The organism is Roseibium sp. SCP15 (genome assembly GCF_040329435.1).
GTDB lineage: Bacteria > Pseudomonadota > Alphaproteobacteria > Rhizobiales > Stappiaceae > Roseibium.
On record NZ_JBDZYI010000001.1, the window covers coordinates 603073 to 622465 of the forward strand.

The window sequence follows — 19393 nt, forward strand, 5'->3', positions numbered from 1 at the left end:
TGCGTGCGCCCCCTTGCAGGCGCAGCAGTGCCCCGTTATTAAGGCCGCGAAATTTTGTGAATTACGGACTGGCAGCCTGCCGGCCGCTTCTAAAACAGAAAGATGAAACCATGGCGATTGAACGCACGTTTTCCATGATCAAGCCGGACGCAACCAAGCGCAACCTGACCGGTGCCATCACCGCAAAGCTGGAAGAAGCTGGCCTGCGTGTTGTTGCTTCCAGACGCGTGTGGATGTCCCTGCGCGAAGCTGAGGCATTCTACGCTGTTCACAAAGAACGTCCGTTCTTCGGGGAACTGACCGAATTCATGTCTTCCGGCCCGACCGTTGTACAGGTTCTGGAAGGCGAAGACGCGATTGCAAAGAACCGTGAAGTCATGGGCGCAACCAACCCGGCTGAAGCTGCTGACGGCACCATCCGCAAGGAATTTGCCCTGTCCATCGGTGAAAACTCCGTTCACGGCTCCGACGCTCCGGAAACTGCTGCTGAAGAAATCGCATTCTGGTTCTCCGGCACCGAAATCGTTGGCTAATCTGCACGGCAGTTAGTTTCTTGAAGGCCGGCCCGGTTGGGCCGGCTTTTTTGTTTCCAAAACTCCATGCTTGTTACAAGCCGTTACATTTTCATACCAAACGGCGACAGCGTCCCTACAATCGATCGGCCATACTGGAGAAGTCGGGGTGATTTGTTGGGAGATGGAGAATGCGTTTTTTTGTTGCGCTCGCGGGGCTGCTGATAGCCTCACCCGCAATTGCGCACGACAGTTCTGCGCAGCTTGGCGGCGAACAACCGGTTGAACATGATCACATAAGCGAAGAAGTCTGGGAATTGCTGATACCGCAGGCCGAAGCATCAGCTGACATCACGGTGAACGGAAACAAGCGGCGCATCCGTGCCAACGGCTACCCGATAAAGCCCCCCGGTCAATTTCCCAATCGCAACAATCCTCACGGCATTTCGAAGAAAAACTACAATCTGAAGGTTCCTCTCAATCCCAGAAAGAACAATCGGGCGACCAGGGCGGAACGCGCTGTCTTCGGGATCGCCATCAACGGCGTGGTGATGGACCCCGCAACTGCCGAGTTCTGGCAGAACGATCGCCGGTCCGGCTGGAACTACGAAGCGATGGGTGGCGCATGCAAGCTTGGCCTGGACCGCTACAACGCCCATGTGCAGCCGGACGGCACTTATCACTACCACGGCATCCCGACAGGCCTTGTGGCGTCGAGCGGAGGCAATTCCGTTCCGGTGATGATCGGATATGCCGCTGACGGCTTCCCGATCTATGGTCAGTTTGGCTATTCGGATCCGGGTGGAAAGTCAGCGATGAAAAAGCTGAAGAGCAGCTACCGCATCAAAAATGGAAATCGGCCGAACGGCCCAGGTGGCCGGTATGACGGCAAGTTCACGCGGGATTGGGCCTATGTTAGCGGATCTGGCGACCTGGACCAGTGCAACGGCCGCTTTGCCGCAACGCCCGAATATCCCGGCGGCACCTATCACTACGTGCTGACAGACACATTCCCCTTCATTCCACGCTGTTGGATGGGGAGTCCCGATTCCAGTTTCCTTCGGTTGAAGGGACGCGGGCAACGCGCGGAGAGTGATATTGAGGACAATCGAGCCACCGTCGACTTTACCGCAATGAGCGACAACAGCGCTGCGATCGTTCAACTCATTCAATCTCAGGGTGGACACCCACCGCGTCTTCATCCCGGAGGACGGCCGCCACCTGGCGCTGGACGAGGTCCGGGCAGGGGACGGGGGCCTCAGTCTGGAGGTCGGCCGGGCGGCAGATCCCCTTGTAGTGGCAACTGAGGACCTCTTGGGAAACCAGAGTTTATTGAGAGGCGCTTGACGGCGCCTCTTTTTGGTCTTCATAAGGCATGACAATAGCCAGTCTGCAGAATGGACCATAATGAACCAGCAGCCGCCAAAAAGTACCTTTTCTGCCTGTCCGCACGATTGCCCGTCATCTTGCGCGCTCGAGGTGCATTTTTATCCTCACGGTGATGTCCGCCGCCTGAATGGCGCGAAGGACAACGACTACACGGCAGGGGTCATCTGTGCCAAGGTTGCGCGTTATCCCGAGCGTCTTTACCACCCCGAGCGCTTGCTGAAGCCACTACGGCGTGTCGGCAGTAAAGGAGAAGCAAAGTTCGAGGAAATTTCCTGGGATGCCGCTCTCGATCTGATAGCGGAAAAATTCCAGGAAGCGGAGGCAGCGTTCGGTGCGGAGAGCGTCTGGCCGTATCACTATGCAGGTACCATGGGGCTGGTGCAGCGTGACAGCATTCATCGGTTGCGCCACGTCAAGGGATATTCGCGCCAGTTCGACAGCTTCTGCACCAACATGGCCTGGACCGGATATGTTGCTGGCACCGGAAGTCTCACCGGTCCCGATCCGCGCGAAATGGCCAAGTCGGACCAGGTCATCATCTGGGGTACAAACCCCGTCGCGACCCAGGTCAACGTGATGACCCACGCTATCGCCGCCAGAAAGAAGCGCGGCGCCAGGATCATCGTTGTCGATGTCTATGAGACGGAGACGATGAAGCAGGCTGATGTCGGTCTGGTCCTGAAACCCGGCACGGATGCGGCACTTGCCTGTGCGATCATGCATGTTCTCTTCCGCGACGGCTACGCTGACTGGGATTACCTTGAAAAGTACACGGATTGCCCGAAGGAACTGGAAGCGCACCTTCAAACGCGAACGCCTGAATGGGCGGCCGGCATCACCGGACTGGAAGTGCCACAGATCGAGGAAGTGGCAAAGCTGATTGGCGAGGTCAAAAAGACCTTTTTCCGGCTTGGTTATGGCTTCACCCGGTCCCGGAATGGTGCGGTCGGCATGCATGCGGCATGTTCCATTGCGGCAATCACCGGCAGTTACAAATACGAAGGCGGCGGCGCGTTCCACAACAATGGCGGTCTCTTCAAGTTCAACAAGGAGATGATCGAAGCATCTTCTTTGAAGGATGTTTCCAGGCGTGCGCTTGACCAGAGCCTGATCGGGCGGATCCTGACCGGTGACGAAGCGGCGCTTTTTGGTGGCCCGCCCGTAAAGGCCATGCTGATCCAGAACACGAACCCGATGTCGGTCGCTCCGGAACAGGAGATGGTGCGACAAGGTTTTGCCCGGGAAGATCTGTTCACAGTGGTCCACGAACAGTTCATGACCGATACTGCGAAAATGGCCGATATCGTCCTGCCGGCAACCCAATTTCTGGAGCATGACGATATCTACAAAGGTGGCGGACACCAGTATTTTCTCCTGGGGCCAAAGGCTGTGGAACCGCCAGAAGGGCCAAAGGAAAACATCTTTGTAATCAACGAGATTGCGAAACGTCTTGAATCGAATTCTCATGATGGGTTCGATATGAGCGCGCGCGATCATATCGATTGGATGCTCAAGAACTCCGGGTTCGGCACGTTGGCGGAACTAGAGGCGAACAAGTGGCGTGACATTCAGCCTGACTTCGATACGTCTCACTATCTGAACGGGTTTGGTCACTCCGACGGCAAATTCCATTTCAGGCCTGATTGGGGACGGTCGGGTGCACCCAACAAGCCTGATGGCGACACGGTGTTCGGTCCTTCTGGTGAAATGCCGGAGCTACCGGATCAGTGGGACAGCATCGAACTTGCCGACGAGCAACACCCGTTCCGTCTGGTGACGGCGCCGGCCAGGTCCTTCCTCAATTCCTCTTTTGCCGAGACGGAAAGTTCGAAAAAGAAGGAAGGCCGTCCGGAAGTCTGGCTGCGTCCGGAGGAAGCCGCGTGTTTCGGGATTGAAGACGGCGCAAAGGTGAAGATGGGCAACGGGCGCGGAGTGGTGACACTGCACGCACGCCATGTGGCAACAGTGGCACCCGGTACCGTTATCTCGGAGGGGATATGGCCCAATGATGCATTTGAAGACGGTCGCGGTATCAACACGCTTACAGGCGCCGACCCCGTCGCACCTTATGGCGGCGCGGCCTTCCACGACACCGCAGTCTGGGTGAGGGCGGTTTAACTCCAAGCCCCGGTCAGTTCCAGTATTGGTGGAACTGAACAACATTGAATCAACCTCCGGGCGTATCTACATGGTGCGCCTTGGAGGGTTGCATGATGTTTCGCGTTTTTTTCTTTTTTCTTTTTCTTTTAGCGCCTTTGCCGGTTGCATTCGCTTCAGAGCATTACAGCTTGGCGCCCACCAAGGTGAGCGATGCTGAAATTTCGATGAAATTCACTGATTTCAATTTGGTATTCAGAAATGGCTCAAATTTGCGCAAAGAAGAATTGAAAGTATTTCCAAAAGAATTGCAAAATTACCTACTGGTACGGTCAGATTGGCACAAGGAAGAAATACGAGCTTCGTCTATTGGTATTAGTAGAGGTCGTTTTCTAGTTTCTGTCACGTTCCCCAGCATTGATGGCTACTGGTCGAAAGCGGCACTTTTGACCCTTAAAGGGAAAACTGTGTCACCAACCCAAGGTTTATCCTGGAGACCTTTGTTTCTGCCAAAACTCGAAGAATGGGGCGAAGGCTGGGCTATTTCGGTCAGTGGTAGTCATCCGAATCTTGAATGGAAAGAGGATCTTGAAGCAGTTCAAACCACCTATTGCAGTGATGTGGTCAATGACTCGTGCATTCGGCACACAACGAAGCTGTTCCGCAACAGGCATGTGTTAGTACTGGTGGAAGTTGACACTTCCCGCCGCGGCCACAACTGGCAAGTTTTCTGGGAAAAAGGTCGTTGGTTGCCTAAGGCTCCCGAAGCGGATTTGCCTTAGTTGGGGTTAGTAGCCGATGTCCCCAAGGTCGGTCATTGCCTGCAAGTGCCAGGAACGTGCGGTTTAGCGCAGCAGCTTCAGGCTGCCGGTCAACGATTTTACCCATTTGGTCGGGCCGAACAGCCCTATGCCGTCAATCTTTTCTTCGGTGAGATCACGCATCGGGATCGCATTCTTGTAGTCGTTGAAGTCATGCAGAAGCCGCGCGAATGATGGGAAAAGGATCAGCTCACCCGCGTCCGGTTTCGAAATGTGAGCTTTCGCCATCAGGTCCTGCATTTTTTCCTCAGCTGCCTGCAGGACAGGAACTGGGCGGTCCGCGCTTGCCAAAAACGCAAGGCCGGGCCGGTCGCAGAGTTTGACATCGCCGAACCCCGGTTGTCCGGCGCCCAGGCCAATTCCGATCGTGGCGACAGTGTTGGCCAGTTGACCAGAAGGCAGGGTCGGGTCAACCACGATGGCGACTTTGAGGTCACCCTTTCCATGCAGGCTCATTTGTGGGTCTCTTCTTTCAGTTCAATCGAAAAATCGAACCAAAATTGCCTGCGTTCTCTGGAAAGGTGTTGTCTATCTCGCTTGAGATTTGAAGGATTTCAGGTCAAATCTACCTACCAAGTACAAAAAGAAGAAAGAGACTGCCAATGAAGAGGCTTGATCGGGAAGATGTCAAGATACTGGAAAAGCTGCAGTCGGACGGCCGCATAACCAACTCTGCACTGGCAGACGCTGTCTCCATGTCCGCATCGCCTTGTTGGCGCCGCGTCCGGCAGCTTGAAGAAGAGGGTGTCATACAAGGGTACAGCGCCAATCTGGATCGGCGGCAGATCGGCCTGGGTGTGCTGGTTTACGTAACCATCCAGATCGACAATCATTCAGAAGAGGATGCGACCCGGTTTGAGCGACAGGTTCAGGAGCTTCCGGAGGTTATCTCGTGTCATTCGGTTTCCGGTGGCGCCGATTTCATGCTGATGGTCGTCTCCCGTGATCTGGATTCCTACGCTGAGTTCTCAATGAACACTTTGCGCAGGCTACCCGGCATCAAAACCATGACCACCAACTTTGCTCTAAAGGAAATCAAGCCGTTCAAAGGGTTGCCGCTTGGCTTGTGAATGAACCGGATCGGCAGCATGGCGTGCGACGGCAAAAGAAAGGGCGGCGTATCGCCCGTCCGATAGCACCGCCCGCCTCAGGTGACGATCAGATCTGTGCCAGGTTGGGGCACCCGGGAGTCAGGTCTGATTTTCTGAGGTATCCGTTTCTGGCGTTTCCAGCCTGCCTTCTTCCGCCTTGTAAAAGTACTGGCTTGAGACGAGCCAACCCTTGAGGGGCCGCAGCATGGGTATGCATGTCAGCAAGATCAGGGGCAGGGTTGTGACAAGGTGAACCCAATAGGGGGCCGTGAAGGCGACCTCGAGCCAGATCGCAAATGCAACCGCCGGAATGCAGCCGAAGCAGATGACAAAGAATGCGGGGCCATCCGCCGGGTCGGCGAAGCTGTAGTCGAGGCCGCAATTGCTGCATCCCTTCTTCAGCGTCAGGAAGCCGTCGAAAATCTTGCCTTCCCCGCATCTTGGGCACCGGCCTCGGAGGCCGGTCTGGATCGGCGGAAGTTTGGGCCAATCATGCGTCGTGCTCATGGGGCACCCTTTCTCAGGTGTTTTGTGTTCCTGTCATTTTCAAAATGATAGGAAGTGATTGCAGTCAAAATATGGAACCGTACGATCAAATCAAGAAATTTGTCTGCGGCAAATTGGCTGTCCAGGCCTGGTCTTTCTAGAAATATGCCGATGCGCGCAGCGGCGAGGCGTTCAAGGTGTGGGCCATGACATCGAATGCATTTGCCAACTGATCTCGAGAAATGGGTCCTCCCAGACTCAGCCGAACCGCTTCAGGAACGGCGCCCCGCACTGTAAAGGCGTCACTCTCGACCACGCCGATCTGCAGGCTTCTCGTCTGGGCGACAAAGGTGGACCTGTTCCAGCCTTCAGGTAGGTGCAGCCAGATATGAAACCCGTCCGGATCAGTCGAGCACTTCTGGTTTTTGAGATACCTGGCGGCGAGTGTCTGGCGGTCGGAGCTTTCAATCCTGATGCGGTTGAGAAGCTCATGAGCGGTGCCGGTTTCAATCCAGTGCGTTGCAAGGGCGATGGAAAGCGGGGAGGTCATGACTTGCGAGGTACGTACCGCGCGTGAGAACTGCCAGGCAGCTCCCTTGTTTGGGGCAAGAACGTAGGCAAGTCGCAGGCCAGCGCCAAGGCACTTGGAAAGCGAGCCGATGTACCAGGTGACGTCAGGAGCGATCGCCGCAAATGGCAAGGGGGCTTTCCTGCTCAACTGACCATAGGCATCGTCTTCCAGGATGGGGACGCCAAACCGCTGCGCTATCGCTGCCAGGTCCTTGCGACGCTGGTAGGGAACTGTCCGTGCTGTCGGATTGTGCAGTGTCGGATTGACGTAGAGCGCCTTGATGTATCCGGATTGGCAGGCGTCCGAAAAGGCATCCGGGTCAATGCCGTCCTCGTCCATTTTCAGGCCGATCAGCTCCAGATTTAGCTGAGCACAAATCGAGCGGATACCCGGATATGTGATTTCCTCGCACGCGATCCTGTCGCCCGGCGAGGTGAGTGCCGCCAGGGCGTTCACAAGGGCGGCCTGTGCGCCGGGTGAAAACAGGATTGTCTCTGGTTCGGGTGCAAGATTGACCCCTTCCAGCCAAAGCCGGGCCCCATGCAGGTCCAGTTCCGATGTTTCAAAGGTCTGATAGCGCAGAAGAGAAGCGAGGTCGGCGGAAAGGTTGGCGAAACCTTCCTGCATTTTGGTCGCCAGAGACGGATCAACGGGTTCGGGGGGCAGATTCATCGAGAAATCAGGAACACAGACGCGTCTCGGGTCCCCTGCCGGTACCGCCGCGTTCGGGGTTCCGGGCCTGGTTACGAATGTTCCGCTTCCGACCTGAGATGAGATGATGCCACGCCGGCGTGCTTCGGCGTATCCCCGTGCGACCGTGGTGAAATCCAGGCCCAGTTGACCGGCAAGTTGCCGCTGCGCCGGAAGTCTGTCGCCAGCGTTCAGTCGGCCTGAAGTTATGTCGTCTTCGATACAATCGGCGATGGCGATGTAGCGCGGCGCATTGCTTTCAGAGAGGTTCGGGCACCAGTCGGTCATGCTGCTTGCGATCTTTCGATAATTGACTGCATAATGACTGTATAGATGCTTGAAGAATGAATGTCATCCGTTTTCGAGGGGAGCAGCAATCAGCTGCGCCGCTGCGCTCTCGCGACCATGTTGAAGGTTTTATGCCCTGTCCATAACCTCAACCGACAGCACGGTCGGCAGATGACTGGCGATCTCCTGCCAGCTTTCTCCTTCATCGAGGCTCGCAAAGACTGATCCGGAATTCGTGCCGAAGTAGAGCCCGGCCGGGTCCCTGGCATCACCTGCCATCGCCTGACGCAACACCGTGAAGAAACAGGCCTTTTGCGGCAGTCCCTCTCGCTTTGCCTGCCAGGTCTGTCCAGCGTCGGACGATTTCCAGACCGCGGCTGCCGCGTCCGGCGGATATCGGCCACCCGCGTCGCTGTTCAAGGGCAAGGTCCAGATGGTGTCCGGATCTCGCGGATGAACCCGGATCGGAAAACCGAAGGTGGAGGGGAGGCCGGCATTGATATCGTCCCAGCTTCTCCCGCCGTCGGCGGAGCGCCAGACACCATGGTGGTTCTGTTGGTAAAGAAGGTCACCATTGCCCGGAGCGCGCATCATGTTGTGAACGCAATGTCCGGTTTCACCGTCCCGCGGTGCAGCCGGGTGGTCGTGTCCCTCGCAGGCCGCCGCATTGGAAAGCCGGTTGCGCCTGTCCCAGGTTTTTCCGCCATCTTCGGTGGCAAAGACACCTGCCGCGGATATGCCGATCCAGACCTTTTCTGGGCTGTCAGGGTCGAAGACAATCGTGTGCAGCACGAGCCCGGCAGCGCCGGGGTTCCAGTCCTCCGCTGACGAGTGGTTTGTCAGGCTTTCGATATGCGAAAAGCTCTCTCCTCCGTCGGTGCTTGCCAGAAGTCTTGCAGGTTTTGTTCCCGCATAAAGTTTCCCGTTTGAAAAACCGAGTGACCAGATTTGCGAAAACGCGTCACCATGGGGCAGGGGCTGCTCGCTCCAGCCGATCAGTGCAGCAAAATCCGGGTCGTTCGCCGCCCAGTCGTCCATGGAGCCTTTGGTCAGTCTTGATAGGTCCCAACTCTCTCCGCCGTCTTCTGAGCGCCAGATGCCTGCGCCATGCCAATCTCCTCCGCCGCCGGCCCAGATCCTTCCGGTCTCTGCATCAGCAATGACGTGGTTGATCGGCCAGCCGTCGCAAAGCGGGCCTTTTACCTCCCAGCCCGACCTGTTCTGGCCTCCTGAAATCAGAAAGGCGCCCTTGGTCGTGCCCACAAGAATGGTAAGTTCTCCAGCGTTCATCGCCTTGCCTCCTCCCGTTTGACGAGAAGTGTAACATGTCTGGCTGGTTGGAGAGAGCGGCGCGGAGGGCGCAGCGACCTGTCCCCTCGTCAATGCCAAAAGGCTGATCCCAGCTGGAGTTTTCTGACTGAGCGAGTTTAAGATCCCACAAGGGACGCAATCGAGTGGTTCTGACCAGAGCGGGAGGGGACGTTGAAACCTACAGCGATATGCAGAGCCATCCCCGTCGTAAGTCTGCTTCTCGGAGTGCAACTTTCAACTGCTGTTGGTCACGCTGATGAGTCCGGGGAGCCGATCGGGGATGCGGTTTTCGATCTGCCGCTCTTCGACGCCCATATGCACTACAAAGAACCGGCCTGGGACCGGTATCCGGTTCAAAGTGTCATCGAGCTCATGGACAGGAGCGGTGTTGCAATGGCGCTGGTGTCGTCGACACCGGATGAGGGGACGATCAGGCTTTGGGAATACGCCCCTGGGCGCGTCGTGCCGGAGTTGCGGCCGTATCACGGAGCTGCCGGTTCTTCAAACTGGACCAAGATGGAAGGCATGGCGGACTATCTGGAAGGACGGCTGCAGGCATATCCACATGAGGGAATTGGCGAGTTTCATATCCACCGGCTGGACACGGCGGACGCGCAGTTGTTTCGCAAGATCATCAAAATGGCAAGGGACCGGGATATCTACCTCCATGTTCATTCAGGGGCAGAGCCCGTCCGTTGGCTCTACAGCCTCGACCCGGACGTTAAAATTATCTGGGCGCATGCAGGATTGAACACGCCTGCCGATCGCGTTCATGCCTTGATGGAGGAGTTTCCGGCGCTGCTTGCAGACACCTCCCTGCGTGAATACGACATTCTGGGAGATGGCGAAAACCTTGACCCGCAATGGCTGGAGATCATTTTCGACTTTCAGGATCGCCTGATGATTGGCAGCGATACCTGGATCAACAATCAGTGGGACAACTATTCCCAAATCATGTCAAGCAACCGTCTCTGGCTGTCGAGGCTGCCGCGCCCGGTTGCCGAGAAGATTGCGTTCAAGAACGCTCAGCGTTTCTTCGATCGGGACATCTCGGTGGAACAGATCGGTTCGCGATAAGCTCGTTGCAGTTTGTGTCTGTCCGGTCAGTTGGAGAGTTCGTGGCGGGGTTTGGTTCATGCACTTCGTGATGGCTGTGCCGTGTAACGATTTTGCTTCGCTTCCTGGCTGGGCAGTAGCAACGTCTTCCGTAACAGATTAGTTGAATCTGGTTTCACAATTATCGATTGTTTGAAAAAATCAACTCAACAACACTTGAGAGAAAGCAAAGTTGTAAGGATTTCATACGATTTATTTGTCGTCTGACGAGAAGGTTATTGGCGAGTGTTTAGAGTTTATTGCTTGTCTGCGCGACAAGTTCGTCATTTCAGCGTATAGTTATTTGATACAGGTCGCGGCGTGGGGTCGAAAGATTCGACAAAGTGCAGCGCCCGCAGCCGCTACCCGTTCCGACCGACGTTGGAGGGAAAACTATGGCTCATTTTCATGTATTTGCCGACGTTCACGACACCGCCGAGCATATCAAGATCCGGCACGTGGACATTCAGGACATTATTGAAGCGCTCAGGATGGGTGTTGATGACTTCATGGAGAAGCCGTCTCACTACGTTTTCCTGTGCGTGATCTATCCGATTGTCGGCTTTATTTTGTTCAGGTGGGCATTCGGCCAGAATTATCTGCAATTGATTTATCCGCTGGTTACCGGATTTGCATTGATCGGGCCGTTTGCTGCATTGGGGTTCTACGAGATCAGTCGAAGGCGCGAGCTCAAGATGGATACATCCTGGAAGCACGCTCTGACGGTATGGAAAACACCGGCCCTGCCTGCAATCGCTGTCGTGGGCGGAATGCTGATCGTGCTCTTCCTGGCATGGCTGTTCGTGGCGCAGATGCTTTACGTGGGAATCTACAGCACGACGCCTCCTGAAGCGCTTGGATCGTTTCTTTGGAACGTTCTGACCTCGCAAAACGGCTGGGCGCTGATCATTGTCGGCAATGCAGTCGGTTTTCTGTTTGCGTTGGCCGCACTTGTAACGTCGGTTATTTCCCTGCCGTTGCTGCTTGATCAGGATGTCGGAGCTTATATGGCCATCAAGACATCTGTCATGGCTTGCCTGATGAACCCTGTTCCAATGCTGGCCTGGGGCGCCATTGTAGCCGGAGGCTTGATCTTGGGGTCATTGCCTTTGCTGCTTGGCCTTGCCGTGGTGCTTCCGATCCTCGCGCATGCAACGTGGCACGTGTATCGCAAGGTTATTGATACGTCTGGACACTGAACCTCGGCCTTCAACAGGTTGGGGTCTGACAAGCGCCTGCGATCTTCATGATCGCAGGCGCTGTTTTGGTTGCAGTCCACGTCCTGATGTGCCCGGACAATGATGCGGTCGTTCCATTCGTTCTTCAGCAATTTCTCGATGAGAGTTGGAATGCAGGATACGATACCGGGTGCCCGCACGGTGCCATCGCCCTCAATAGCCGGAAGTTGCGTTCAGGACCCGTCCGTAAATCACACGTGGGACGCACCGAGACTCGCGGGTCGGAATGGGTGAAATCAGCTGATGCATCGCGCTCAGGCTTCCCAAGTTGTTTCACCCTGCAGGCAACGGTATCAATGGTTGCAATTTGAGCATGATGGCGTTGTCTGGCGCCGGTACCCTCCGGGCAGATTTGGGGAAGTGGGCAATGATCACAAATGACTATATCGACGAGATGGCAACTTACGCGCGCTGGCAGAACGACAATGTCTATCAGCGTTGCGAAGAGATTGGGCCAGAAGAACGCATTCGGGATCGCGGGATGTTTTTCGGCTCGATCCACAACACGCTGGACCATATCTGTGTGGTCAATCGCGCTATCCTGACGTTTCTCAATGGCACTTTGCCAGAACGGAACTCACCAGGTCACGCGGTATGGCCTGATTGGAATGAACTGAAGTCTGTGCGTATTGAACAAGACGATCTCTTATCGACAGGCGCTCGCGAATGGACTGAGGCCTGGCTGGCCAATAACACCACCAAGCGCGATCCTGAGGGCGATGACTTGCCCGCTGTCCCGCGCTGGGTGATGGTGGTGCAGCTCTTCAACCATCAGACCCACCATCGCAGTCAGGTCACCAGTGCATTGCACGCAATGGGGATTGATTATGGCGCTACAGACATCCCTTGGCGTCCCGGTGCAGGTTACTTCGCCGGATAGAGCATTGGTTTGAGAGAATGCCTCTTTCGCATCACGTGCGCGCGGTCGATTGAACAGTCGTGGCGGATTTGCAGAAAGCGATCATCCATCCCGATCGTTTGTGAGTACATGCTTCAAGTTGGTTGAGGTGAATTGCTCATGGATGTGAGGTTAAACTTACGTAATTAAATGTAATATCCCTAAAAATCGCAAGCAAAATCACCAAATCATCTTCAAGGATACACTAACTTGGAGATGTGAAATGTTGAAGAGATACGCAGAAAATCGACGAAATGCCATCAATGCCCGGATAGAACCTCTCGTTCGGCAGGAGCGCAGTTTGAGCCGGCAGCAGGAGGATGCGTTACTGAGGCTTGATCGGGCTTACAAGTTTTGGGGCCGGTTTACATAACAAGATCAATGAAACCGGTTCTGTAGGGGCGGTCAGGGTTGATCGCCCCTTGACTGCGTCTTGGGTGGCGTTCACATCCAACCACCAAAATCTCGTCAAAGGGGGCAGGGATATGGTGACCTGATTTCATTCCCCGGTGGCAAAGAAGATGGTGCGCGTCAGCAATGTGTAGTCGGACTCCATGGCCATGATCCAGACAAAGACGAGCAGGGCAGCCGGTGGAAGTATGATCGCATAGGAGAAGGCCAGACGTTCCCAGGCCATGTGCATGAAATACGCAATGATAAGTCCTGCCTTCAACAGCATGAAGAACAGGATAAGTGTCCATCTGAGATAGCCTTCCAGCCCGGCATAATCGACCAGATAGGAAGCCAGACTCAGTACGAAGAGCCACCCCCAAACGACAAGATAAACCCTGATCGGGTGCTGTTGACCCTCGGCATGCATGTCGGTGCCCGCCTCATCGGTTTGAGGTTGTCCGGTTGATAGCTGTGTCTGAGTTTCTGACTGCGTCATTGGTTCCCCCTACCAAAGATAGAAGAATGCAAAGATGAACACCCACACCAGGTCGACGAAGTGCCAGTAAAGGCCCATGATCTCGACGCATTCGTAGCGCCCCTTGCGACTGGTGAAGAACCCGGGTTTGCCTGTGTCATAGTCGCCCCGCAAAACCTTTCGCACGACAATCAGAAGAAAGATCACGCCGAAGGTGACATGAGTTCCGTGAAAACCGGTGATCATGAAAAAGGATGCACCGAATTGCGAAGCGCCCCATGGATTCGACCAGGGGCGAACACCTTGTGAAATCAAGGTTGCCCATTCAAATGCCTGCATTCCAACGAAGAGTGCACCGAGCGCCGCAGTCGCAAGCATGAGCAATGCTGTTTTCTTGCGGTCCCGCCGGTAGGCGAAATTGACGGCCATCGCCATCGTGCCGCTGCTGGAAATCAACACGAATGTCATGATCGCGATCAAAAGCAGTGGCATTTCCACGCCGCCAATGTGAAGGGCAAAAACTTCGCTGGGATTGGGCCAGGGGACGACTGTCGACATTCGGGCCGTCATGTAGGCAACCAGGAAGCTGCCGAACACGAAGGTGTCGCTCAGGAGGAAGATCCACATCATGGCCTTGCCCCAGGAGACGTTCTTGAAAGCCGTCTGGTCGGACGCCCAATCGGTCGTGATGCCGCTCAGGCCTGCGGGCCGTTCCGGTGCTGCATTCGTGTGCGGCAGGTCAGTCATTGAACCGGTCCTTCAGCTGAAAAGTTGGCTGCATGTCACGACGATCTCTTCCGCCCAGCCCGCAATCACGACCAGGATTGCCAACCAGATGACCAGCAGGAAATGCCAATAGATCGTGCAAAGTTCCAGTCTGGGAATCAGCGGACGCAGGTCAGTGCTGTGAAAGGCGCTGGAGACTGCGAAAGCCAGGGCGATCAGCCCGCCCAGGATGTGCAGTCCGTGCAGACCCGTCAGCAGATAGAAAAAGGTGACGGCCGGATTGGCGGCAACACCAAGTCCGACGGAGACAAGCTGAAGCCAGACCGCCAGCTGTCCGAACACAAAGGCCATGCCTGCCAGGGACGCAATCACCAGGCCGCTTCTGGCCGGTTTCAAGGCTCCGTTTCGCGCGTCAATCAGAGCGCAATGCAAAGCGGCGCTGCAGGCGACCAGCATTCCGGTATTCACCCAGAGTAGACGTGGCAAGGGGAAATCGCGCCAGTCGGGGAGACCCATTCGCTCGAAATAGGCGCTGGCAAGCAGCGCAAACAGTGCGCCGATAACTGCAAGAAAAACACCGAGCCCGACTTTCGCGATTCTGTTGACCGGAGCTGCTCCCTTGGCGGCGCTTGCCGGAACGCCGTGCTCGAGCCAGGGCTTGGACAAGAGATGGTGGCGGGCCAGCCACCAGCCGGAAATGCATAGGATGAGGAAGATAAAGCTCAGGATGACGCTCATACCGGAGCCCTCTCAGGTTCCTCGGGCCAGGGATCGTTTTGCGCTATAAAATCCTCCTTGGCTCCGGGAACGCTGTAATCGTAGGCCCAGCGGTACACCACGGGCAGAGACTTGCCCCAATTGCCATGCTCCGGCGGTGTGACTGGTGTCTGCCATTCAAGGGATGCGGCCCGCCAGGGATTTCCACCGGCTTCCTTACCGTGACGCAGGCTCCAAAGCAGGTTGAAGAGGAAGACCATCTGCGCGGCGCCGACGATCAGGGCGGCAATTGATATGAAAGCATTCAGATCCGCGATTGATGGAGGCACGAACAACAGGTCTCCCAATTCATTGTACCGGCGAGGGACTCCAACCAGTCCGACATAATGCATCGGGAAAAAGATCGCGTACGACCCGACAAAGGTGACCCAGAAATGGATCCGGCCCATCGTTTCGTCCAGCATCCTGCCGGTGATCTTCGGATACCAGTGATAGATAGCGCCGAATATCACCATGATCGGGGCAACGCCCATCACCATATGAAAATGCGCGACCACGAACATGGTGTCGGAAAGCGGGACGTCGACGACGACATTGCCGAGGAAAAGCCCGCTCAGTCCGCCATTGAGGAAGGTAACGATGAAAGCCAGTGCGAACAACATGGGCAGGGTGAAGTGGATATCACCACGCCAGAGGGTCAGGACCCAGTTATAGACCTTGATGGCGGTTGGTATGGCGATGATCAGTGTGGTCGTTGCAAAGAAGAAGCCGAACCAGGGGTTCATGCCGCTGACATACATGTGGTGTGCCCACACGATAAAGCTGAGACCACCAATGATTACGATGGCCCAGACCATCATGCGGTAGCCAAAGATGTTCTTGCGGGCATGGACGCTGATCAGGTCAGAGACGATGCCGAAAGCCGGAAGGGCGACAATATAGACCTCCGGGTGCCCAAAGAACCAGAACAGGTGCTGGAACAGGATCGGGCTGCCGCCGCCATATTCCAGGCGCTCTCCCAGTTCAACAAGCGACGGCATGAAGAAGCTGCTTCCCACCAAGCGGTCGAACAGCATCATGACGCCGGCGACAAAAAGGGCAGGGAAGGCCAGCAAAGCCATGACGGTTGCGGTGAAAATGCCCCAGATTGTCAGGGGCATGCGCATCAGTGTCATGCCGCGCGTGCGGCATTGCAGAACTGTGACCGCATAGTTGAGGCCGCCCATCGTGAAACCGATGATGAACAGAACCAGTGAAGAAAGCATCAGCAAAATGCCTGCTTCCTGGCCTCCTGGCGTGCCCGATAAGATCGCTTGCGGTGGATAAAGTGTCCATCCGGCACCGGTCGGGCCACCGGGGGCGAAGAAGCTAGCGACCAGCACCAGCACCGCGACCAGGTAGATCCAGAAGCTCAGCATGTTCACGTACGGGAAAGCCATGTCGCGAGCACCGATCATCAGCGGGATCAGGTAGTTCCCGAAACCGCCCAGGAAGAGCGCAGTAAGCAGGTAGATCACCATGATCATGCCGTGCATGGTGATGAACTGATAATAGGCCTCGACGGTGATGAAGGAGAATGTGTCGGGAAAGCCGAGCTGAAGGCGCATAAGCCAGGACAGGACCAGGGCAACAAGGCCGATCAGTATTGCCGTGCCGGAATACTGAATGGCGATGATCTTGGCATCCTGCGAGAAGACGTATTTCGTCCACCAGCTTTTGGGATGGTAAAGCTCAACGTCAGGGACCTCCGCGGGTGGCACGGGGCCAGCCGCCTTGGGCGTGAACTCGACCATTGCGCTCTCCTTTGTTTCTGAAGCGCCGGCCGACAGATCCCGCCGGAACTTCCAGTTTTCTTTCCTCTTTTGTCTGCGTCGTTTCGTTAGTTTTCAGGGCCCGGATCTGGAAGCCGTCTTGATGCTGCCAGCTCCAGTCAATTCCGCAAAGGTGGACTGTTCTTCCAGCCAGGTCTGATAGTCTTCTGCCGTGTCGACAAGCACGAGGCCCCGCATGAAGGCGTGGCCGACACCGCAAAGCTCTGCGCACAGGATCTCGAACTCGCCGGTCCTTATCGGCGTGATCCAGAAATAGGTTACGGTTCCCGGTATGAGATCCATTTTTGCCCTGAATTCAGGGACATAGAAATCATGCAGGACATCAATGGACCTCAGCAGGATCTTGACCGGCTTGCCAATCTCAAGATGCAGATCATCGGCTTCGATGATGACATCATCTGCACTGTTGGGATCGTCCGGGTTCAGGCCGAGAGGATTGTCACTCGTGATCAAATGAGTGTCCGAAGTGCCAAGGACGCCATCTTCTCCCGGCAGGCGGAAGTTCCATTGCCATTGCAGGCCGACGACTTCAATCTCACCGGCATCGTCAGGTACGTTGATGAACTGTGACCACACGTAAAGCCCCGGCGCCAGCAAAGCAGCAACGCCAACGGTCGTTGCGGCGGTCAGCCAGATTTCCAGCTTTTTGTTTTCCGGCTCGTAAGCCGCTTTCGAGCCTTCCTTGTGCCGGAAGCGGAAGAGGCAATAGGCCATGAACAGCGTCACAGCCGCAAAGACCGCACCCGTGATCCAGAAAGTGATGACGAGTGTGTCGTCAATGTAGCCCCAGTTAGATGCAATCGGCGTCATCCACCACGGGCTTAGCAGGTGAAATGCCACCGAACCCAGCACAAGGATTACAAGTATAACTGCGAAATACATGCTCAATCTCCCCTAGGGGAATGGTTGAGTGTAGCTCATTTTGCACCAATTGCTCAAGCAAATTGAAAGTTGTGTCTTGGTTGATTCAATTGTTCTTGGCGTAATTTTGCCTTGATGAGCCCCTTTTGATACTTGAGCTTTCCTGATGTTTTCGACGTCGTTACCTTCTTGAAACTTCAGTCCTTTGGGATTGAATTGCGTTCAATGCCAAACAACGAAATCAAGCCGTCGGACAAGGCTCCCTGCCAGACCAGATAGTCGTGTGCACCGGCATATTCGCGAAGCTCCACGTCGTAGCCCTTGGCTGCCAATACGGTTTTCAGATGCCGGTTCGTCTGTAGAATGTCCAATCCATCGGCACGTCCCGTCTCGAACAGTCCGGCCGAAAGAAAGAACCGGACATCGACCGCGTTGAGTGCGGCAACACGACTGGCTGTGTATTCCCACTCATTGGTCGACTTGCTGTCGGGAGACCACCAGTAGGAACCGGACATTGAAACGACATTGCCAAAGAGTGTCGGAAACTCCAGGGCAAGTCTGGTTGCTGCCAGACCGCCGAAACTGGATCCGGCAATGACTGTCCGGTCACGGGGAATGGAGGTGCCGAGTTTCTCTTGCACAAGCGGCATGATCTCGTTGGCGACCATCTCGGCAAAGCCACTGTCTCCGGGCAACTCGCGACTGCGGGCGTCCAAATCCGGGTTGTCGATGAGAACAGCGGCTGTTTGCGGCAGAGCTTCTGACGCCTGCATGTTGTCCAGTATCGTCGGTACCGAAACGACTGATTGATAGGCAGCGCCGTCGAACAGAACCAGCAGAACGGTTTCAGGGTCATTCGGGTCGAAGTCTGCAGGGGTATAGATGCTGATATTGCGCGTGTTCTTCAGGGTTTTGCTGGTGAAGGAGAGATGGTCCACCGTCCCGCAATGTGCTTTCTGAACGCCGACAAACGGCTGTTTCGGTGCTCCGGGCAGCTCAACAACCGATTTTTGATTGTAAGGGTCTATCGCGGATTTTGGCCAAGGTGACTTGTTCAGCGGATCGGACTGCGCGGTCGCAAGGATTGCCACCCTGCGGTCCCAATACGTGCCGGGAATGTCCGGCACATCCGGAGCCAGCCGGTAGGAGAGGCGTGTCGAAGCAGGAAGGCGGTAGCTGCGGTACCAGATGTCGGTGCCTTTCAGCCGGAACATTGGATCGTGGTCCGCGGACGGAGACCCAAGAATGCGCACACCGGACCGAGCTCCACGATAGAAAAAGGTGACGATTGCAGCGTCATCGTCAAGCGGTTCTACAAGGGGAGTGCCTTTGCTTTCGAGCGCAGACCAGAATTCTTCGATTTCGCTGTCTGTAAGGCTTCTTGCCGCGAGCTGGCGCAGCGCTGGGCTCAGAAGAGCTGTGCTGAGATCCGTAGTCTCTTCTTCTGTAAGTGGCTGAGAAACTTTAGTGAATTCAACTCGGAAATCTGTCTTGCGATCTTCAGCAGCGGCGGTTGCTTGCACTTTCAGATAGGTCGTCTCCGATGGAACAACGAAGTGAAACTCGTCAACATATCCGTCCGCAGCCACCAGCCGCCTGATGTGGACACCGGTTTCGGAAACGAGATCCAGATGGAGCGGATCTCCAGCGGCAGAAAACTTACCTGCAACATAGGTTCCGGACGCGAACTCAAGGCGCAGTTGTTGAACTGCGCCTTCCGGGTCGAGTGTGTCCTGCCACGGCATGCTCTCGGTTCGCGAACCTGGCTTGATGCTTTGAGGGGCGGCCGAGACCTGGAGAGGAGCATCCGTTTCAGCAGCCAGAATCTCGTTCGCCGGTGCATGCAAAACTGAAAGCATCAGGACCACACTCAGAAAAGGGTTCATCTGTGACAGGCTCATG

General features: G+C 55.7%; 18 protein-coding genes. 8 read left to right on the forward strand and 10 right to left on the reverse strand.

Annotated features, from left to right (window positions below; all coding sequences use genetic code 11):
• The first annotated feature begins 110 nt into the window (after positions 1–110).
• The 4 genes from ndk to ABLO27_RS02765 all read left to right on the forward strand — a co-directional run bounded on the left by ndk (position 111) and on the right by ABLO27_RS02765 (position 4780).
• Positions 111–533: a nucleoside-diphosphate kinase gene (gene ndk / locus ABLO27_RS02750; RefSeq protein WP_353030284.1), complete on the forward strand. Its 423-nt coding sequence runs from the start codon at positions 111–113 to the stop codon at positions 531–533.
• Positions 534–703: 170 nt separating this feature from the next.
• Positions 704–1819 carry a YHYH protein gene (locus tag ABLO27_RS02755; RefSeq protein ID WP_353030285.1) on the forward strand — a complete coding sequence of 372 codons (1116 nt, stop codon included), beginning with the start codon at positions 704–706 and terminating at the stop codon, positions 1817–1819.
• 100 nt (positions 1820–1919) lie between these two features.
• Entirely contained in the window at positions 1920–4019 is a 2100-nt protein-coding gene (locus tag ABLO27_RS02760) for a molybdopterin-containing oxidoreductase family protein (protein WP_353030287.1), read from the forward strand.
• A 92-nt stretch (positions 4020–4111) separates the two neighbouring features.
• Positions 4112–4780 (forward strand): hypothetical protein, encoded by a 669-nt coding sequence (locus ABLO27_RS02765; protein ID WP_353030288.1) that lies wholly within the window; start codon positions 4112–4114, stop codon positions 4778–4780.
• Positions 4781–4843: 63 nt separating this feature from the next.
• On the opposite strand, the gene ABLO27_RS02770 is transcribed toward ABLO27_RS02765, so the two are convergent.
• Positions 4844–5275: a DUF2000 domain-containing protein gene (locus tag ABLO27_RS02770; RefSeq protein WP_353030289.1), complete on the reverse strand. Its 432-nt coding sequence runs from the start codon at positions 5273–5275 to the stop codon at positions 4844–4846.
• 146 nt (positions 5276–5421) lie between these two features.
• Here ABLO27_RS02770 and ABLO27_RS02775 point away from each other — a divergent pair, with 146 nt between their 5' ends.
• The gene (locus ABLO27_RS02775) at positions 5422–5889 is read left to right on the forward strand and encodes an Lrp/AsnC family transcriptional regulator (protein ID WP_353030290.1); all 468 of its coding nucleotides are present in this window, start codon (positions 5422–5424) and stop codon (positions 5887–5889) included.
• Positions 5890–6009: 120 nt separating this feature from the next.
• On the opposite strand, the gene ABLO27_RS02780 is transcribed toward ABLO27_RS02775, so the two are convergent.
• The 3 genes from ABLO27_RS02780 to ABLO27_RS02790 all read right to left on the reverse strand — a co-directional run bounded on the left by ABLO27_RS02780 (position 6010) and on the right by ABLO27_RS02790 (position 9235).
• Complete coding sequence (locus ABLO27_RS02780) at positions 6010–6417, reverse strand: DUF983 domain-containing protein (protein ID WP_353030291.1); 408 nt, start codon at positions 6415–6417, stop codon at positions 6010–6012.
• 136 nt (positions 6418–6553) lie between these two features.
• Entirely contained in the window at positions 6554–7945 is a 1392-nt protein-coding gene (locus ABLO27_RS02785; protein ID WP_353030293.1) for a PLP-dependent aminotransferase family protein, read from the reverse strand.
• Between the two features lie 129 nt (positions 7946–8074).
• Entirely contained in the window at positions 8075–9235 is a 1161-nt protein-coding gene (locus ABLO27_RS02790; RefSeq protein WP_353030294.1) for a WD40/YVTN/BNR-like repeat-containing protein, read from the reverse strand.
• A 192-nt stretch (positions 9236–9427) separates the two neighbouring features.
• On the opposite strand from ABLO27_RS02790, the gene ABLO27_RS02795 reads away from it, so the two are divergent.
• The 3 genes from ABLO27_RS02795 to ABLO27_RS02805 all read left to right on the forward strand — a co-directional run bounded on the left by ABLO27_RS02795 (position 9428) and on the right by ABLO27_RS02805 (position 12469).
• Positions 9428–10333, forward strand: coding sequence for an amidohydrolase family protein (locus ABLO27_RS02795; protein ID WP_353030295.1), 906 nt, complete (start codon positions 9428–9430; stop codon positions 10331–10333).
• A 413-nt stretch (positions 10334–10746) separates the two neighbouring features.
• Complete coding sequence (locus ABLO27_RS02800) at positions 10747–11550, forward strand: DUF2189 domain-containing protein (RefSeq protein ID WP_353030296.1); 804 nt, start codon at positions 10747–10749, stop codon at positions 11548–11550.
• A gap of 406 nt (positions 11551–11956) precedes the next feature.
• Positions 11957–12469, forward strand: a complete 513-nt coding sequence (locus ABLO27_RS02805) for a DinB family protein (RefSeq protein ID WP_353030297.1) — start codon at positions 11957–11959, stop codon at positions 12467–12469.
• A 517-nt stretch (positions 12470–12986) separates the two neighbouring features.
• On the opposite strand, the gene ABLO27_RS02810 is transcribed toward ABLO27_RS02805, so the two are convergent.
• The 6 genes from ABLO27_RS02810 to fes form a co-directional block, all read right to left on the reverse strand.
• Positions 12987–13307, reverse strand: coding sequence for a cytochrome C oxidase subunit IV family protein (locus tag ABLO27_RS02810; protein WP_353031685.1), 321 nt, complete (start codon positions 13305–13307; stop codon positions 12987–12989).
• A gap of 78 nt (positions 13308–13385) precedes the next feature.
• A complete protein-coding gene (locus tag ABLO27_RS02815; RefSeq protein WP_353030298.1) occupies positions 13386–14102 on the reverse strand; it encodes a heme-copper oxidase subunit III family protein in 717 nt (238 codons plus the stop codon).
• Between the two features lie 12 nt (positions 14103–14114).
• Complete coding sequence (locus ABLO27_RS02820) at positions 14115–14819, reverse strand: cytochrome c oxidase subunit 3 (protein ID WP_353030300.1); 705 nt, start codon at positions 14817–14819, stop codon at positions 14115–14117.
• Positions 14816–16591, reverse strand: coding sequence for a cbb3-type cytochrome c oxidase subunit I (locus ABLO27_RS02825; protein WP_353030302.1), 1776 nt, complete (start codon positions 16589–16591; stop codon positions 14816–14818). Before ABLO27_RS02825 ends, ABLO27_RS02820 begins: the two co-directional genes overlap by 4 nt.
• Positions 16592–16684: 93 nt before the next feature.
• The gene (locus tag ABLO27_RS02830; protein WP_353030303.1) at positions 16685–17512 is read right to left on the reverse strand and encodes a cytochrome c oxidase subunit II; all 828 of its coding nucleotides are present in this window, start codon (positions 17510–17512) and stop codon (positions 16685–16687) included.
• A gap of 176 nt (positions 17513–17688) precedes the next feature.
• Complete coding sequence (fes, locus tag ABLO27_RS02835; protein WP_353030304.1) at positions 17689–19392, reverse strand: enterochelin esterase; 1704 nt, start codon at positions 19390–19392, stop codon at positions 17689–17691.
• Position 19393 lies beyond the last annotated feature (1 nt).

Bases quoted from the DNA above. Each gene is read 5' to 3' on its own strand.
- ABLO27_RS02830 (WP_353030303.1), bottom strand. From the start codon at position 17,512: ATGTATTTCGCAGTTATACTTGTAATCCTTGTGCTGGGTTCGGTGGCA.
- ABLO27_RS02755 (WP_353030285.1), top strand. From the start codon at position 704: ATGCGTTTTTTTGTTGCGCTCGCGGGGCTGCTGATAGCCTCACCCGCA.
- ABLO27_RS02805 (WP_353030297.1), top strand. From the start codon at position 11,957: ATGATCACAAATGACTATATCGACGAGATGGCAACTTACGCGCGCTGG.
- ABLO27_RS02790 (WP_353030294.1), bottom strand. From the start codon at position 9,235: ATGAACGCTGGAGAACTTACCATTCTTGTGGGCACGACCAAGGGCGCC.
- ABLO27_RS02770 (WP_353030289.1), bottom strand. From the start codon at position 5,275: ATGAGCCTGCATGGAAAGGGTGACCTCAAAGTCGCCATCGTGGTTGAC.
- ABLO27_RS02815 (WP_353030298.1), bottom strand. From the start codon at position 14,102: ATGACTGACCTGCCGCACACGAATGCAGCACCGGAACGGCCCGCAGGC.
- ABLO27_RS02800 (WP_353030296.1), top strand. From the start codon at position 10,747: ATGGCTCATTTTCATGTATTTGCCGACGTTCACGACACCGCCGAGCAT.
- ABLO27_RS02760 (WP_353030287.1), top strand. From the start codon at position 1,920: ATGAACCAGCAGCCGCCAAAAAGTACCTTTTCTGCCTGTCCGCACGAT.
- ABLO27_RS02820 (WP_353030300.1), bottom strand. From the start codon at position 14,819: ATGAGCGTCATCCTGAGCTTTATCTTCCTCATCCTATGCATTTCCGGC.
- ABLO27_RS02825 (WP_353030302.1), bottom strand. From the start codon at position 16,591: ATGGTCGAGTTCACGCCCAAGGCGGCTGGCCCCGTGCCACCCGCGGAG.
- ABLO27_RS02775 (WP_353030290.1), top strand. From the start codon at position 5,422: ATGAAGAGGCTTGATCGGGAAGATGTCAAGATACTGGAAAAGCTGCAG.
- fes (WP_353030304.1), bottom strand. From the start codon at position 19,392: ATGAGCCTGTCACAGATGAACCCTTTTCTGAGTGTGGTCCTGATGCTT.
- ABLO27_RS02785 (WP_353030293.1), bottom strand. From the start codon at position 7,945: ATGACCGACTGGTGCCCGAACCTCTCTGAAAGCAATGCGCCGCGCTAC.
- ABLO27_RS02780 (WP_353030291.1), bottom strand. From the start codon at position 6,417: ATGAGCACGACGCATGATTGGCCCAAACTTCCGCCGATCCAGACCGGC.
- ABLO27_RS02810 (WP_353031685.1), bottom strand. From the start codon at position 13,307: ATGCATGCCGAGGGTCAACAGCACCCGATCAGGGTTTATCTTGTCGTT.
- ABLO27_RS02765 (WP_353030288.1), top strand. From the start codon at position 4,112: ATGATGTTTCGCGTTTTTTTCTTTTTTCTTTTTCTTTTAGCGCCTTTG.
- ndk (WP_353030284.1), top strand. From the start codon at position 111: ATGGCGATTGAACGCACGTTTTCCATGATCAAGCCGGACGCAACCAAG.